The organism is Pseudomonas sp. BN411 (genome assembly GCF_029871235.1).
Taxonomy (GTDB): domain Bacteria; phylum Pseudomonadota; class Gammaproteobacteria; order Pseudomonadales; family Pseudomonadaceae; genus Metapseudomonas.
Genome location: NZ_SSOM01000055.1, coordinates 1 through 14,784, shown reverse-complemented (window position 1 = coordinate 14,784; position 14,784 = coordinate 1). Strand labels below are relative to the sequence as shown.

The following is a 14,784-nucleotide window of genomic DNA, read 5'->3' as shown; positions in this document are numbered from 1 at the left end:
CCCGCAGTGCGGGGCTTTTTCGTGTCCTGGGCTTAGGCCAGGTGCTGCTTGTCCAGTTCGATGGCCGCGTCCAGGGTCTCCAGAAGCGCCTTGCGCACCTTGAGCTTGGTGTTGCGGTGCGCGGTCATGTTGATCTTCTTCAGTTGCAGGGCGGCGGCACGTGCAGCCTCCTGCAGATGCTCGATCGGTACCACCTTGTCGAGGAAACCGGCATCCAGCGCGCCGTGAGGGTCGAACATCTCACCGTTGATCACCGAGCGATGGAAGGCCGACTTGCGCAGACGATCGCGAGCCAGCTCGATGCCGACGTGGTGCATGGTCATGCCGATCTGGACTTCGTTCAGTCCGATGTTGAACGGGCCTTCCACGCCGATGCGGTAGTCAGCGGACAGCAGGATGAAGGCGCCCTTGGCCACGGCATGGCCCGGGCAGGCGACGATGATGGGGTAGGGGTGCGCCAGCATGCGGCGAGCCAGGGTGGAACCGGCGGCGACCAGGGCGACGGCGTTCTGCGGACCGGACGTCATTACCTTGAGGTCATAGCCACCGGAAAGGATGCCCGGCTGGCCGGTGATGATCACGATGGCGCGATCCTGTTCGGCGCGATCCAGTGCGGCGTTGAAAGCAGCGATCACATCCGGGGAGATGGCATTCACCTTGCCATTGCTCAGGGTCAGGGTGGCGATGCCGTCTTCGAGTTGGTAGGAGATCAGCTCACTCATGGCAGGTTCCTTGTTAAGAAGTGGACCGACGTTACTCAGCGCTACCGTGGAGGTAAAGGACTGAGACTGACCGGTTAGTCAGCCCGTGTGCGGCCCTCTGCGTATACCGCGCACCAAAGCGCCCAAAGCCCCCGGTTGGGCCCTTGACAGCAAAGGGTGAAAAAGGCAGGCGAAAAGAATTTTCATAAACGCATGAAATTTATGAAAAAAGTGTTTGCATTCCGAAAAGCACTCCACTAAATTAGCGCACCTCGACGGGGTCAACGCCTCGAAGAGATTCCGGTGAGGTGTCCGAGCGGTTGAAGGAGCACGCCTGGAAAGTGTGTATACGGGAAACCGTATCGAGGGTTCGAATCCCTCCCTCACCGCCACTTTCCGATTCAAGCAAACCCCTGATATTCCTAGTGAAGTCAGGGGTTTTTGCTTTCTGGGGTTTGGGTTTAGGGCCAAATTAGGACCAAATCGAACCCATCCAGTCCGCCAAAGGACGCCCTAGGCCGATTCGGGTCTGAATCCCATCATCGGCGACATCATGCCGGCCATACTCCGGGAATCCGAAGGGATTCAGCGTCCGCAGTGTTTCTTCACCGTGGTCGTTTCCGTATGCCCCGGCCGGCGCGCCACCCACTCTACGGGCACATAACTGGGGCCGGTTCAGTGCTGCAGCGAAGCTGATGATTGAGGAACCGCTGAGTCTGAGACTGATATGTGTGCTCATAAAGGCTGCATGGGATAACCTTGCGCCTCGAATCAACCATGAAGCTGTGAATTGAACGATGGGTTTTGAACAACTAGCCGAGCTACGTGACCGTCTGCGCGCTGAAGCCAAGCAGGTAAAGACTGCCAGCCCTAAGCCCGCCACGCGAAAGTCCACCCCGCAAGCAAAGTCTCGCGACCAGGACCCAGCGCTGGAAGCGATCTGGCGTTTGCAGAAGCATTTCCCCTTGGCCTTTCCTGTCAATCCGGCACCCAAGGTTCCGCTCAAGGAAGGCATTTTCAAGGATGCTGAGCAGCACTTGGAGCTGCTGGGTTTAACAAGCGAACAGCTCAAACTGGGGATCTCTGCCTGGTGCCGCGGGACTCGATACTGGGCAAGCATGGTCGAGAATGCGGCGCGCCTGGACTTGAACGGTCAAGCAGCTGGCACAGTGACCGCCAGTCAAGCACTGCATGCAAAGCGGCAAGCTTCGCGGCAGCGCGGGCAAGAACGACGTAATCGTTCGAAACCCAAAGCACTCGTCCAAGACGCTGCCGCCGATACTGCAGCGGAATAGGCGATTGATTGGAAGCACCTGCGTTGCCTGCGCCACCAGCATGTGAGCACAGGCTTGAAAACGTATCAGAAGCAGGGGCACTGTTCTGAGCGAGGCATTCAAATAGGGAGAATCCTTGCGATTCCCCCTAAGCCACGCGGTGCTGATCAGGCGTCTTGGGGCCAGTTCTGAATCACCTCAACGAACCGGGTGAGCCACGCATTGGTCTGGCCGCCGTCCAATACCCTGTGGTCGATGGTCAGTGAAACGTAGGCCATCGGGCGCGCCTGAATGCTTTCCACCCCGTCGATTTCACGTACAACCACACGCTTTTCCAGAGCCCCGATGCCGAGGATGGCTGATTGGGGTTGGTTGATGATGATCGGTGAGGCAAACAGCGACCCGGACACGCCATGGTTCGAGATGGTGAATGTCCCGCCTTGGACATCTTCCGGTTTGAGCTTCCCGCTCCTCGCCGCTTCAGTCAGGAGTTGCAGTCGCGAGGCGATGCCGAGCAGCGACAGGTCCTGGACTCTGTGGATCACCGGTACGATCAGCCCCTTGTCGCCCAGGGCTGCACCCACGCCTATGTTGATATCGCGGAATAGCTCCAGGTAGTCAGCGTGCCATCGGCTGTTGACTTCAGGAGCGGCAGCCATCGCTTGCGCTGCCGCGGCAACGAAGTACGCCGTGAAGGTCAGGTTGACGCCCTTTTCCGCAAAGGCCGCCTTGTGGCGTTTGCGATGGTTGATGATCGCAGTGAAGTCGGCTTCGAACACGGCAGTGACGTGGGGCGCGGTGGTGACCGAGTGATGCATGTGCTCGGCGATTCGGCGTCGCATGCTGCTGTGGGGCACATGAGTGGCCTCCGGGCCGCTGGCGGATGGCATGTTGGCAACGGGAGCCGGCACGCATGACGTCGACGCGGGGGAGGGAGCCTGGGCGCGGGGTTCCGCGGTCGCCGGATGAGCCGGAGCAGCAAGCACAGCGATCACATCTTCGCGAGTCAGGCGGCCGCCGCGGCCGCTGCCCTGGATTTGGCTGGGGTCGAGGTCGTGCTCGGCTACCAGGCGGCGTACGGCGGGTGACAGGCGAAGATCGGCAGCTGCGGCTGCAGCCTCTGGACGCTTCTCCGATTCCGCCGGTGCCGCTGCGGTTGCCGGGGCGGGTGCTGGCGTGGCCTGGCTGACCCGGCCGAGCAGGGCACCGGGTTCGGCCGCTGTGTCTTCCTTCATCAGGATGTTGAGGACGCCATCGCAGGGGGCGCAAACCTCCACGACGACCTTGTCGGTTTCCAACTCGACTACCGGTTCGTCCTTGCGTACGACTTCGCCGTGCTTCTTCAGCCAGGTGCGAAGGACCGCCTTGGTGCCTTCCTGTTGCAGCGGGGCAATCAGGTCCTGAGTGCCAGTGTCATTGCGGGTCATGTCATTCATTTCAGAAGCTCACCAGTTCGTCGATCTTGGTGCGAATGCCTTCCACGGACGGCAGTGCGTATTCCATCAGGGCCGGATGATGCGGACTGGGAATGTCGGGCATGGTCAGGCGGGCCACGGGCGCATCGAGGTCCATGAACGCCTCGTCGGCTACTACGGCGGCGATCTCGGCACCGAAGCCGGCAGTGCCCAGGTCTTCATGGACGATGAGGCAGCGGTGGGTGCGCCGCACCGAGGTCAGCACCGCCTCGCGATCCCAAGGCATCAGGGTGCGCAGATCGATGACTTCGACAGATCGGCCTTCGGCTGCCTGTTCGCATCGCTCCACCATGGCGCCCCAGGTGACGATGGTGAGGTCATTGCCTTGCGTGACGCTGCGCGCCTTGCCGAAAGGCAGTACAAAATCATCCCCGGGATAGGGGCGCCTGGCGGAGGCGGCGTCCAGCATGGCCCTGTGTTCGAAGAAGATTACCGGATCATTGCCGCGCAGAGCGGTGCGCAGCAGGCCGACGGCGTCCTCGGCGTTGGAGGGAACCACGACCTTCCAGCCGGGCGAGTGGACGAACTGGACCTCGTTGGTCTGGCTGTGCCACGGGTCGCCACACTTGAAGAAGCCACCGGGAATGCGTACCACCATCGGTGCTGCAAAGCGGTTGGCTGTACGCCAACGCATGGTGCCGCAATCGTTGATCTGCTCGACCGCTGGATCGGCGTATTTGCGGAACTGGATCTCGGGTACCGGCATCAGGCCAGCCAGCGCCATGCCGACTGCGCGGCCGATGATCCCTTCCTCCGACAGGCTGGTGTCGAATACACGACCTTCGCCGTACTTGTCCTGCAGGCCCAGGGTCACGGCGTGAACGCCGCCCTTGGGGCCCACGTCCTCACCGAACACCACCACCTTCGGGTTGCTCGCCAGTTCATGGTCGAGGGTGCGGCGAATGGCAGCGACCATGTTGATGCGCTGGCCTTCGGGTTTTGCCGACTCGCTGCTCTGCGGCGCTGGGTAGTTCTCAAGCCACTGGCCGCCACGCTGCTGCAGTTCGTTTTCGAAGAAGACGTTGCGGGTTACACGCTCCGGCTCGCTGACCGGGCGGGCCTCGGCTGCTCGACGTGCCTGATCCACGTCCTGTCTGGCCTGCTCTTCAAGCTCGTCCCATTCGGCGGCGGTCATGAGCTTGGGGACTGCAAACTTGCGCAGGCGGGGAAGCGGATCCCGGGCCCATTCACGTTTCACGAAGTCTGCGGACTTGTACGTCTGGGTGTCCTGGAAGCTGTGCCCTTGCAGGCGCGGCACTTTCAGTCGCAGCAGGCAGGGCCCCTTGCGACCGCGCACGTGCTCGAGGGCCTGCTGAATCAGATCGGCGCTTTCCAGCGGGTCCGAACCATCGCCTGAAAGAATGTGGAGTCCCTCGAAGCTCGCCAGGTTGGCGGCGATGTTTCCACCAGGGGTCTGGAAGGTCGAGGGTACGGAGATGCCGTAGCCGTTGTCTTCGATGTAGAAGAGCATGGGCAACTGCTGGGTGGTGGCGATGGTGAGTGCCGCCCAGAACCCATTAGTGGCCACCGAACCATCACCGCCCAGGACCACGCCAATGGCAGCGTCGTAATTGGCGTCCCCCATGACCTGGCTACGGTAGTGGATGGCCTGCGCCCATCCCGCCGTAGGGGTGTACTGAGCACCTACGCCCCCGCACATGGGCAGGGCGGCAGGACCACCCGGGTTCGGGTAGTTGAAGACCACACCGATGTCGCGACCGTCCGAATAGCCTCCAGCGCGCGCCATGGATGAACCGAGGGCTTCGGCCGGATCCACGCCAAGGGCGAGTAGCAGTGGGCGGGAGCGGTAATAACCGCAGGCCGCATCGTTCGGATCGGTGAGCTTGAGGCCTAGGAGAATCTGCGCCAGATCGTGCCCACGGGCGGAGAACTGATAAAGAACTTTCTTCTCGGGTACCAGTACCTTCTCTTCCAGCTCGTCAAGCTGTCTGGAAAGGTGCAGGAGGTAGGTAACCCGCTTCCAGTCATAGGCCTGCGAGAGGGCCTGAGATGCCACGTTGGCCTTGGTTTTACGCTGTGCTGCAGTCATCTTGTTGTTGTCCTCGACAGTCTTTGGTGGACCGGCGAAGTCGCCGTCCGACTGCGTTGATGGTAGAGATGCTGAGCAGGAAAGTGCTTCTCAAGATTCCTGATATGGGCTGAAATGAAGAAGGAATTTCTTCTTGAGTGACGGAATGAAGAACGAATCAATCTTTGATGCTTACGCGGTCAAGATCCTGGTCGAACTGCAGTCTGATGGCCGGCTTACTGTCCAGGACCTGGCCAATCGCGTCGGGCTCTCCACGACGCCGACCTGGAATCGCCTCAAGGAACTGGAGCGGCAGGGTGTTATTCATCACTACGCGGCGGTGCTGGACCGTCAGCGGGTTGGGTTGGGGACATGCGTCCTGGCGGAGATCAACCTCGCGCGCCATGGTGAAAACGTCGTGGAGGAGTTCGAACAGGCTGTTCGAGATTGCCCAGCGATCATCGAATGCCAGAGCACGACCGGGCAGGCGGACTACATCATCAAGGTGGTGACCCCGGACATCAGCCAGTACGACGCCTTTCTCTACAGCGTCATCTTCAAGCTTCCAGGGGTTCGAGAAATTCGTTCCAGCGTGGTGTTGAGGGAGATCAAAAGCCCCTCGCCATTGCCCCTGGCGCACCTCTGAATTCACCCAAAAAAAAGCCCACCGAGGAGGTGGGCAAAGATTGCCGAACCTTTTGGCTGGCTGAGCAACGTATGACCAGGTGACGCAGACCTCCATCTTCTCGGCACCCAGACAATCGGTTGCCATGACAGCAGATGACCACGAGCGACCGCACCTTCACCTGGCGCCCAGAATAGGGAGGCTGCGCGGGAAAGTGCTTCTTTTTTCGGGCCCGAATTCCGCGTTCTGAAGATGATTCTTCTTGTCTGCTAGACGTGCAGCGAGCGGGTACCTCCTGCAACTAAGTAAACGAATCCAGGGGCAGGTAGGAGTCGGGCAAGGTCAACCTGGTGCACAAATCTCCATGACCAACTGACGAAACTGGAGCACGGTCGGTGAGGCATTGCCGTAGCGGTGGGCAAAGTACAGCGCGGAGACGGCATCTTCGTCCGCGATGCGTTTGAAGACGACTTCTGGAAGCGCGAAATTGCGCAGCCCGAGCGGCACCACGGCGACGCCCAGGCCAGCGGCTGCCAGGCCGATGATGGTCGAGGGCTCGCACGCTTCCTGGACCACTCGAGGAATGAATCCACGCTTTGCACAAAGCTGATTGATCGTTTCGTAGAGCACCACGCCACTGGTGCTGGGGTAGGCAATGAAGGATTCCTCGCGCAGCTCATCCAGACGGATCGACGGCTCCCGGGCGAGTCGGTGGCTGCGTCGCATCGCTACCACGAGCGGTTCATCCAACAGATGAGTGAGGGCGACCTCGGCGGGGGCGTCGCCCCGCAAACGCAGCATGCCGGCGTCGATCTCGCCGCTGATGAGGGCTTTCAACTGCAGGGTGGATGGAAGCTCGCGCAACATGACCGCGACATTGGGCCGTTGTGTTCGGTACTGATGAATCACGGCGGGAAAGAACGGCATCAGGCTCGTGGCCGATGTGAAGCCGAGCGTCAGCCGCCCGACTTCGCCCGCGACGGTACGGCGGACATGGGTGCGGGCGCTCTCGATCCGCTCGAATATCGCGGGGGCATCCGCTTGCAGGGCCTTGCCCGCTTCCGTGAGTTCCACGCTACGCCGCGTGCGGTGGAACAGGCGAGCGCCCAGGTCCTCCTCCAGGGCCTGGATGGCCAGGCTCAGGGGGCCTTGCGTCATTTCCAGGCGTTCGGCGGCGCGACGGAAGTGCAGCTCTTCAGCCAGGACCATGAAGAAGCGCAGGTGGCGCAGATTCAGTGATTCATTCATTAAATCAATTTTCTATTGAAGTTGAATTGGTTGAATCAGTGTAGGGCCGCATAGTCGCAGCCATCAACCCGTCACTGCCAGACGCCAACGCCATGATCACCACTGCCAGCCTGCCGCCACTGCCTAACCTGATGGAGCGTCTCTACGCCTCCCGTCCAGTCCTTGCTCTCGGCATTCGTGCCTCCCGTAGCCCCGATCTCGTGCGCTGGGCCAGGGCTGCCGGATACGACGCGATCTGGGTGGACCTGGAGCACAGCGGTATTTCCCTGGATGACACCGCGCAGCTCTGTGCGACCGCGCTCGACCTTGGCATGACGCCCTGGGTGCGGGTGCCGGAAGAGGACTTCGGCGTCATCGGGCGGGTCCTCGATGGTGGTGCCCTGGGCATCATCGCGCCGCGAGTGGAGACCGTTGAGCAGGCTGAGCGCTACCTTACCGCCTGCCGCTTTGCGCCCCGTGGCCAGCGTTCCCAGATCGCCACCCTGGTTCAGGTGGGGTTCCGCCGCCTGCCGGTGAAGGAGATGAACACCCTGGTGGATGATGCGGTGGCGGTGAAGATGCTCATCGAAAGCCGCCGGGGCGTGGAGAACGCCCACGCCATCGCCGCCTTGCCAGGAGTGGACATCCTCGCTGTGGGCGCCAATGACCTATCCGCCGATCTCGGTCACCCCGGCGATCCGGGGCATCCAGAGGTGATCCAGGCGTGCCACCGGGTCGTCGAGGCGGCCCTGGCTCACGGCAAGCTTGCCGTCATTGGTGGTCTGGCGGATCCGGCGCGACTGGCCGAGCTGCATCGTGCCGGCGCCGCCCCCTACCTGTTCGCCGGCATCGACACCGACCTATTCCTCAATGCCCTGCAAGGCAAGGCCCAGCAGAGCCTGGACGCCTACCAGGCGCATTCCCTTTGAACCTCTCTTGCGGAGTTGAAATCGTGAACAATGCCGTTCAGGAAGAACCCCTGATCTCCCAGCCCATGCGCGAGCTGGAGACCAATAGTCGCCCGACCTTCCAGGTGCCGGCGGGTGCCTGTGATGCCCACATGCACGTGTTCGGTCCGCTGGACCAGTACCCCTGCGTGGCGCATCCGCACTACACCCTGCCCGACGGCGATGTGGAGCACTTCGAGCGCCTGATCGGCTTCCTCGGCCTTTCGCGCTACGTGATCGTCCAGCCGAGCTTCTACGGCACCGACAACCGCTGCATGGTGGACACCCTGAACCGTCTTGGTGGGCATGTCCGTGGCGTGGCGATGGTCGAAGAGGATGTGAGCGAAGAGGAGCTGGATGAACTGCACCGGGCCGGTGTGCGTGCGCTGCGTCTGGATCTGTTCAAGCGCTCGAACCTGTCCACCGAGGAAATCCAGGCCTACATCCTGCGAATGGCCGAGCGCATCGGTTCTCGCGGTTGGCACCTGCAGTTCTACGTGCCGGGCTGGGTGGTGAAGAATCTGATTCCCTTCTTCGGCACCCTGCGCACGCCCTTCGTCATCGACCACATGGGCTACATGCTGGAAGAGGATGGATTGGGCGCAGATGACTTCGCGCAACTGCTGGAAGTGCTGAAGACCGGCTACTGCTGGCTCAAGCTCAGCGCGCCGTACCGTATCGCCAAGAAGCGCAGCCTGGACGTGGTGGCGCCCATGGCAAAGGCCATTATCGCCACTGCTCCGGACCGCGTGATCTGGGGCTCGGACTGGCCGCATATCCCGGATTCCGGGCGCGATACCGGCGAGCTGCTGAACCTGCTCGGCCAGTGGACCGATGACCCTGAGCTGATCAAGGCAATACTGGTGGACAACCCTCAGGTGCTGTTCGACTTCGATCAATGACGCATAACGAATGACAACAAAGGCACCTGCCAAGTGACAGGTGCCGTCAGGAGATCACCATGGCTTACATGCCCGATCCCGTATTCGCTTCTCTGTTCCATGCCTTCACCTCGGATGCCGACAGTACCGGCCAGAGCCTGACTGCCTGCATGGCCCGCCAACGCGCCGAGGATCCGCTGCTGGTTTACGCCGGTTCGGACGTTGCGCTGTTCCCTGGCGGTGGTGCCGCACCGCTGGTGGAAAGCTTCCGCCGCCGTACCCGAGGCTTCATCGAGCTGACGGCGATTTCTCACCTGCCGGTGGCCTTGGCTTATCTCGGTCGCATGTACGCCTTGGAGCCGCATTCGGATGCCTGGCGCCGTGATGCCGAACGCCTGCTGCAACGTACTCGTGATGTGCGTGAACGCAATAGCACGGCGTTCTGGCGCGACTACGTGGCCGTGGGCAGTTTCGCTGGTCAGGAAGAGCAGGTGACGCGCATGACGGACTACCTGTGCCGCGTTTCCATTGACTACCTGGAACGCGTATTGCGAGATCCCGCTGCGCTCGACCCGGAGATTCTCCGCCAGGAATATCTGGAGCCCACCGCTAACCCGGCGGTACCCGTTCCGCTCAACGACCTGATGTTCGCCACTTTCTGTCTGGCCTTCATGGACATCATCGTTCGGATTACCGGATGGCTTCAGGAGCATGTGTATCAGTGGGATCGGCTCATGGTGGTGCTTTCGGGCCAGTCCGGGCGGCCTACTGCCGGCCTGACCTGGGGCTCGAACAATGGCTGCCATTTGATCTGGGCCGCCTCCGACGGTGCGATCCAGCCTGAGCAAGTCTACCTCGCGCCCTACGCGCCGGCCTTTGAAGCAGGCATGGAGGATGACCCGGCGAAGATGGCCGAGCTGGAGCAGCAATACCGCAAACTCTGGCTCAACACGCGGGCCAGCGTGGAAGTGTCGCGCCTGATGTTCCCCGGCCACGGTTCGCTGGAGCAGGACGCCGCTGCGTTGCGCATGAGCGACATGCCACCGCTGAAGAGTATCGATGACCGTGCCGGCATGGCGGCTCGACTGCGCAGGATCATGGAAGACCCCACCCAACTGCTATCGAACTCGGTAGCAGACATCCTCATCGACCAGCTGCGGGCCAACGGCAATCGCCCCGAACTGCTGGAGATCCCCGGATTCACCCATATCGAGTACCCGGCCATCGAGCGCTGAACCCAGCCGAATCAGCCGGTCATCCTTCCACAAGAACAATAAGGGCCGTCTCAATCGAGGGACGGCTCCAGGAGGTCACATGTCTTCATCTGCACTCAATATCCCGGCCACCGAGGCCCTCAGCGCGCAACAGTTGCGCGTGATCATCGTCTGCTTCGTGGTTGCCATGGTCGACGGCTTCGACACATTGATGCTCGCGTACATCGCGCCTCTGCTCAGCCAGACCTGGGACCTTAGCCACGGCGGCATGGGCAAACTCTTCGGCATCGGCTACCTCGGTGCCGTCTTCGGCGGCTTCTGCATGGGACCGATCTCCGACCGTATCGGACGCAAGCGGGCCCTGATCGCCTCGCTGGCCATCATCGCAACCTTCACCTTGCTGGGGGCTCAAGCCGGCTCGCCGGGTGAGCTGATGATCTACCGCTTGCTTGCCGGTCTCGGGCTGGGCGGGGCGATTCCCTGCATCACCGCCCTGACGGCGGAAAATGTGCCTGCCAACCGTCGTACCTCCATGGTGACCGCCATGTTCCTGGGCTTTCCGATCGGCGCGGTCGTGGGCGGCGGAATCACCGCGTTCCTGCTGACCAGCTTCGACTGGCCGGTGATCTTCCTCGTCGGGGGCTCGGCGGCCATGGCCTGCATCCTGCTGATCACCTTCCTGGTGCCGGCGACCGAGCCCGGCAGCGGCCAGCATGCGCAGTCGCCATTTTCGACCCTCGGCAAGCAGTTCGGTGAAGGCCGTGGGCCGGCTGCCGTGATGCTCTGGATCACTGCTTTCTGCGTGATGATGGTGACCTACTTCATGGTCAGCTGGACGCCCACGGTACTCCACCTCACCGGTATGGACCTGCACAAGGCTGACTCCGCCAGCCTCTCGGTGAACATCGGCGGCATCCTCGGGGCGCTGCTCATGGCCACCCTCATCGGGCGTCGTAGTCCCTTCGCCTTCGCGGCTGGCTTCCTTCTGCTGGGTACCCTGGTGGTCTGCTCCATTGGCTTCAGTCTGGGCAGTACGGCCTTGGCAGTGGTGGCGTTCTTCTTTGCCGGTTTCGGTGTCATCGGTGGGCAACTCATCCTGCCGGCTCTGGCGGCCCGGTTGTTCCCGGCTTCGGTCCGCGGTGCAGGCGTAGGCGCGCTGATGGGCGTCGGTCGCATCGGCTCTATCGTCGGTCCGATGATCGGTGGCCTGCTGCTCGGACTGGAACTGCCCTGGACCTACATGTATTTGATCGCAGCAGTGCCGGTGGCTGTCGCCGCAATAGCGGTTGCCTGTGCCGAGATGCTGCGCCCTCGTGAATCGGACGAGGCCCACTGAGGTCCGTCCCAAGGAGAATCGCAATGAATCGCGAACCTGTTCTTGTTCCCGTGCAGCAGCTGGAGACCCACTGTGCCCGTTGTGTCCAACCGTTCCGTATGGATGGACGCTTGCACCTGGCGGTAGCTCAGTTCGCCCGAGATATCGAGGGTGAGATGCCCAGCATGCATGCCGGCGACAGCGGCATCCCCACGGCGCTGTATCGCTGGGAGGGGAATGGGTTCGCGCCCACCGGGGAGCTGCCATCCCAGGGGGGAGAGGATGCCGAGTACTTCGAGATCGGCGGCCGCCAGTTTCTGGCGGTGGCCAACATCCGCAGCGGCGCCGGGCCTTACGAGTACGACGTGGAATCGGTGATTTACGAGCGGCATGAATGGCGTTGGTTGGAGTTCCAGGCGGTGCCCAGCTTCGGTGCCAAGCAATGGCGGCACTTCGTGATCGAGGGACAGCATTTCCTGGCGCTGGCACAGGGCATTCTGGTACCGGGGCTGGAAACTCGACATCCGGCTACCTCGCGAATCTACCGCTGGAATGGCCAGGGCTTCGAAGAGTTCCAGGTGCTCGAAGGGCGCTGGGGATATAACTGGACGCATGTCGAATACATGGGACGACATTTCCTCGCCTATGCCGATCACCTGCTCCGTTCGCCGGTTCTGGAGTGGCGCGAAGGGCGGTTCCAGCCCTGGCTGGAGATGGACGAGGAAGGAGGACGCGCTTTCGCTTTCTTCCAGGAGGAGGGGGAACTGCTTGGTGTGTTCGCCAGCATTTCCGGTCGCACTCTGTTGGGTCGTTTCTCCGACCAGGGCTTCAATGCCCTGCAGGATCTGGGTGGTCCGGGCGGCCGTGAATTGGCTCTTCTAGAGCACCAGGGCCAGCGCTATCTCGCCCGTGTCTCGTTCATCACCGGAGGGCGCGAGGCGCCCCAGACCGTGCAGGAATCCGAGTTGTTCCAATGGCGCAGTGGACGTTTCCACAAGGTGGCCGGCTTCACTACGCATGGCGGGACATCAGCGGCCTGGTTCCTTGTGGATGGCCAGCCTCATCTCGCGGTTGCGAACAGCCTGAGTCCTGAAGTGCGCTTCCGGAACCACAGCCAGGTGTACCGCCTGAACACCTGACTCTCTTCATCACCAGCAAACAATCCTTGCCGGCCCGTGCGCCGGTATGGCCGGGCCTTGCCCGCAGAAAGGGGAAAGCAGTCATGACCCATTACCACCAAGTCGGAAGCCTTCAGGTCGCCAGAGTCCTGTTCGACTTCGTGAACAACGAAGCCATCCCCGGAACCGGCATTGCGGCCGAGCAGTTCTGGGCCGGTGTGGAAGCCGTCATCAATGACCTGGCTCCGAAGAACAAAGCCCTCCTCGCCAAACGCGATGAACTGCAGGCCAAGATCGACGCCTGGCACCAGGCCCGTGCCGGCCAGGCCCACGACGCCGTGGCCTACAAGGCGTTCCTCCAGGAGATCGGCTACCTGCTGCCGGAACCGGCCGACTTCCAGGCCACGACCCAGAATGTCGACGAAGAAATCGCCACCATGGCCGGCCCGCAGCTGGTCGTGCCGGTGATGAACGCACGTTTCGCCCTGAACGCCGCCAACGCGCGCTGGGGTTCGCTCTACGATGCGCTCTACGGCACCGACGCCATCAGCGAAGACGGTGGCGCCGAGAAGGGCAAGGGCTACAACAAGGTTCGCGGTGACAAGGTGATCGCCTTCGCCCGCGCCTTCCTCGACGAAGCCGCGCCGCTGGAGGGTGCTTCCCACGTCGACGCCACCGCCTACGCCGTGAAGAACGGCCAGTTGGCCGTGACCCTGAAGAACGGTAGCGAAGTCGGCCTGAAAAACGCCGACCAGTTCATCGCCTTGCAGGGCGAGGCCGCCAAGCCGGCCGCCGTGCTGCTGAAGCACAACGGCCTGCACTTCGAAATCCAGATCGACCCGACCAGCCCGATCGGCCAGACCGACGCCGCCGGCGTGAAAGACGTGCTGATGGAATCCGCGCTGACCACCATCATGGACTGCGAAGACTCCGTCGCCGCCGTCGATGCCGACGACAAGGTCGTGGTCTACCGCAACTGGCTCGGCCTGATGAAGGGCGACCTGGCTGAATCCGTCAGCAAGGGCGGCCAGACCTTCACCCGCACCATGAATCCGGACCGCGTCTACAGCAAGGCCGATGGCTCCGAGCTGACTCTGCACGGCCGTTCCCTGCTGTTCGTGCGCAACGTCGGTCACCTGATGACCAACCCGGCCATCCTCGACGCCGCGGGCAACGAAGTACCGGAAGGCATCCAGGACGGCCTGTTCACCGGCCTGATCGCGCTGCACAACCTGAAGGGCAACACCAGCCGCAAGAACACCCGCACCGGCTCCATGTACATCGTGAAGCCGAAGATGCACGGCCCGATCGAGGTGGCCTTCGCCACCGAAATCTTCGGCCGCGTAGAAGACGTGCTGGGCCTGCCGCGCAACACCCTGAAGGTCGGCATCATGGATGAGGAGCGCCGCACCACCGTCAACCTGAAGGCCTGCATCAAGGCCGCTGCCGAGCGCGTGGTGTTCATCAACACCGGCTTCCTCGACCGCACCGGTGACGAAATCCACACCTCGATGGAAGCCGGCGCCGTGGTGCGCAAGGGCGCCATGAAGAACGAGAAGTGGATCGGCGCCTACGAGAACAGCAACGTGGACATCGGCCTGGCTACCGGCCTGCAAGGCAAAGCGCAGATCGGCAAAGGCATGTGGGCCATGCCGGACCTGATGGCCGCCATGCTCGAGCAGAAGATCGGCCACCCGCTGGCCGGCGCCAACACCGCCTGGGTGCCGTCGCCGACCGCCGCCACCCTGCACGCGCTGCACTACCACAAGGTCGACGTGTTCGCCCGCCAGGCCGAACTGGCCAAGCGTGCCCCGGCGTCGGTGGACGACATCCTGACCATTCCGCTGGCGCCGAACACCAACTGGAGCGCGGACGAGATCCAGAACGAACTGGACAACAACGCCCAGGGCATCCTCGGTTATGTCGTGCGCTGGATCGACCAGGGCGTCGGCTGCTCCAAGGTGCCGGACATCAACGA

Annotated in this window: 12 protein-coding genes and 1 tRNA gene; 9 read left to right on the top strand and 4 right to left on the bottom strand. The window is 62.3% G+C overall.

Annotation, left to right across the window (positions count from 1 at the left end; all coding sequences use genetic code 11):
• Window positions 1-32: 32 nt before the first annotated feature.
• Window positions 33-722 carry a crotonase/enoyl-CoA hydratase family protein gene (locus E8F06_RS08070; protein WP_280365939.1) on the bottom strand — a complete coding sequence of 230 codons (690 nt, stop codon included), beginning with the start codon at window positions 720-722 and terminating at the stop codon, window positions 33-35.
• A gap of 281 nt (window positions 723-1,003) precedes the next feature.
• On the opposite strand from E8F06_RS08070, the gene E8F06_RS08065 reads away from it, so the two are divergent.
• Window positions 1,004-1,093 (top strand) — tRNA-Ser (locus E8F06_RS08065).
• 405 nt (window positions 1,094-1,498) lie between these two features.
• Window positions 1,499-1,996 carry a ProQ/FinO family protein gene (locus E8F06_RS08055; RefSeq protein WP_280365937.1) on the top strand — a complete coding sequence of 166 codons (498 nt, stop codon included), beginning with the start codon at window positions 1,499-1,501 and terminating at the stop codon, window positions 1,994-1,996.
• A 146-nt stretch (window positions 1,997-2,142) separates the two neighbouring features.
• Here the strand turns inward: E8F06_RS08055 and E8F06_RS08050 are convergent, their stop codons facing one another.
• Both E8F06_RS08050 and E8F06_RS08045 read right to left on the bottom strand, forming a co-directional pair.
• Window positions 2,143-3,411 (bottom strand): 2-oxo acid dehydrogenase subunit E2, encoded by a 1,269-nt coding sequence (locus tag E8F06_RS08050; RefSeq protein WP_280365935.1) that lies wholly within the window; start codon window positions 3,409-3,411, stop codon window positions 2,143-2,145.
• Window position 3,412: 1 nt separating this feature from the next.
• Entirely contained in the window at window positions 3,413-5,500 is a 2,088-nt protein-coding gene (locus E8F06_RS08045) for a transketolase C-terminal domain-containing protein (RefSeq protein WP_280365933.1), read from the bottom strand.
• 133 nt (window positions 5,501-5,633) lie between these two features.
• Here E8F06_RS08045 and E8F06_RS08040 point away from each other — a divergent pair, with 133 nt between their 5' ends.
• Window positions 5,634-6,125, top strand: coding sequence for an Lrp/AsnC family transcriptional regulator (locus tag E8F06_RS08040; RefSeq protein WP_280365931.1), 492 nt, complete (start codon window positions 5,634-5,636; stop codon window positions 6,123-6,125).
• A gap of 321 nt (window positions 6,126-6,446) precedes the next feature.
• Here the strand turns inward: E8F06_RS08040 and E8F06_RS08035 are convergent, their stop codons facing one another.
• The gene (locus E8F06_RS08035) at window positions 6,447-7,352 is read right to left on the bottom strand and encodes a LysR family transcriptional regulator (protein ID WP_280365929.1); all 906 of its coding nucleotides are present in this window, start codon (window positions 7,350-7,352) and stop codon (window positions 6,447-6,449) included.
• 92 nt (window positions 7,353-7,444) lie between these two features.
• On the opposite strand from E8F06_RS08035, the gene E8F06_RS08030 reads away from it, so the two are divergent.
• The 6 genes from E8F06_RS08030 to E8F06_RS08005 all read left to right on the top strand — a co-directional run.
• The gene (locus tag E8F06_RS08030; protein WP_280365926.1) at window positions 7,445-8,260 is read left to right on the top strand and encodes an aldolase/citrate lyase family protein; all 816 of its coding nucleotides are present in this window, start codon (window positions 7,445-7,447) and stop codon (window positions 8,258-8,260) included.
• Between the two features lie 23 nt (window positions 8,261-8,283).
• Window positions 8,284-9,180: an amidohydrolase family protein gene (locus tag E8F06_RS08025; RefSeq protein WP_280365924.1), complete on the top strand. Its 897-nt coding sequence runs from the start codon at window positions 8,284-8,286 to the stop codon at window positions 9,178-9,180.
• Between the two features lie 59 nt (window positions 9,181-9,239).
• Window positions 9,240-10,394, top strand: a complete 1,155-nt coding sequence (locus E8F06_RS08020; protein WP_280365922.1) for a DUF5624 domain-containing protein — start codon at window positions 9,240-9,242, stop codon at window positions 10,392-10,394.
• Between the two features lie 79 nt (window positions 10,395-10,473).
• Window positions 10,474-11,709, top strand: a complete 1,236-nt coding sequence (locus tag E8F06_RS08015) for an MFS transporter (protein ID WP_280365920.1) — start codon at window positions 10,474-10,476, stop codon at window positions 11,707-11,709.
• A 23-nt stretch (window positions 11,710-11,732) separates the two neighbouring features.
• Window positions 11,733-12,827, top strand: a complete 1,095-nt coding sequence (locus E8F06_RS08010) for a hypothetical protein (RefSeq protein WP_280365917.1) — start codon at window positions 11,733-11,735, stop codon at window positions 12,825-12,827.
• Window positions 12,828-12,910: 83 nt separating this feature from the next.
• Window positions 12,911-14,784 (top strand): malate synthase G (locus E8F06_RS08005; RefSeq protein ID WP_280365915.1); only part of this gene is annotated, 1,874 nt, incomplete at its 3' end.

What these genes read in the sequence shown, in the direction of transcription:
- E8F06_RS08070 (WP_280365939.1), bottom strand. Translation starts at nt 722, where the DNA reads ATGAGTGAGCTGATCTCCTACCAACTCGAAGACGGCATCGCCACCCTG.
- E8F06_RS08055 (WP_280365937.1), top strand. Translation starts at nt 1,499, where the DNA reads ATGGGTTTTGAACAACTAGCCGAGCTACGTGACCGTCTGCGCGCTGAA.
- E8F06_RS08050 (WP_280365935.1), bottom strand. Translation starts at nt 3,411, where the DNA reads ATGAATGACATGACCCGCAATGACACTGGCACTCAGGACCTGATTGCC.
- E8F06_RS08045 (WP_280365933.1), bottom strand. Translation starts at nt 5,500, where the DNA reads ATGACTGCAGCACAGCGTAAAACCAAGGCCAACGTGGCATCTCAGGCC.
- E8F06_RS08035 (WP_280365929.1), bottom strand. Translation starts at nt 7,352, where the DNA reads ATGAATGAATCACTGAATCTGCGCCACCTGCGCTTCTTCATGGTCCTG.
- E8F06_RS08030 (WP_280365926.1), top strand. Translation starts at nt 7,445, where the DNA reads ATGATCACCACTGCCAGCCTGCCGCCACTGCCTAACCTGATGGAGCGT.
- E8F06_RS08020 (WP_280365922.1), top strand. Translation starts at nt 9,240, where the DNA reads ATGGCTTACATGCCCGATCCCGTATTCGCTTCTCTGTTCCATGCCTTC.
- E8F06_RS08015 (WP_280365920.1), top strand. Translation starts at nt 10,474, where the DNA reads ATGTCTTCATCTGCACTCAATATCCCGGCCACCGAGGCCCTCAGCGCG.
- E8F06_RS08010 (WP_280365917.1), top strand. Translation starts at nt 11,733, where the DNA reads ATGAATCGCGAACCTGTTCTTGTTCCCGTGCAGCAGCTGGAGACCCAC.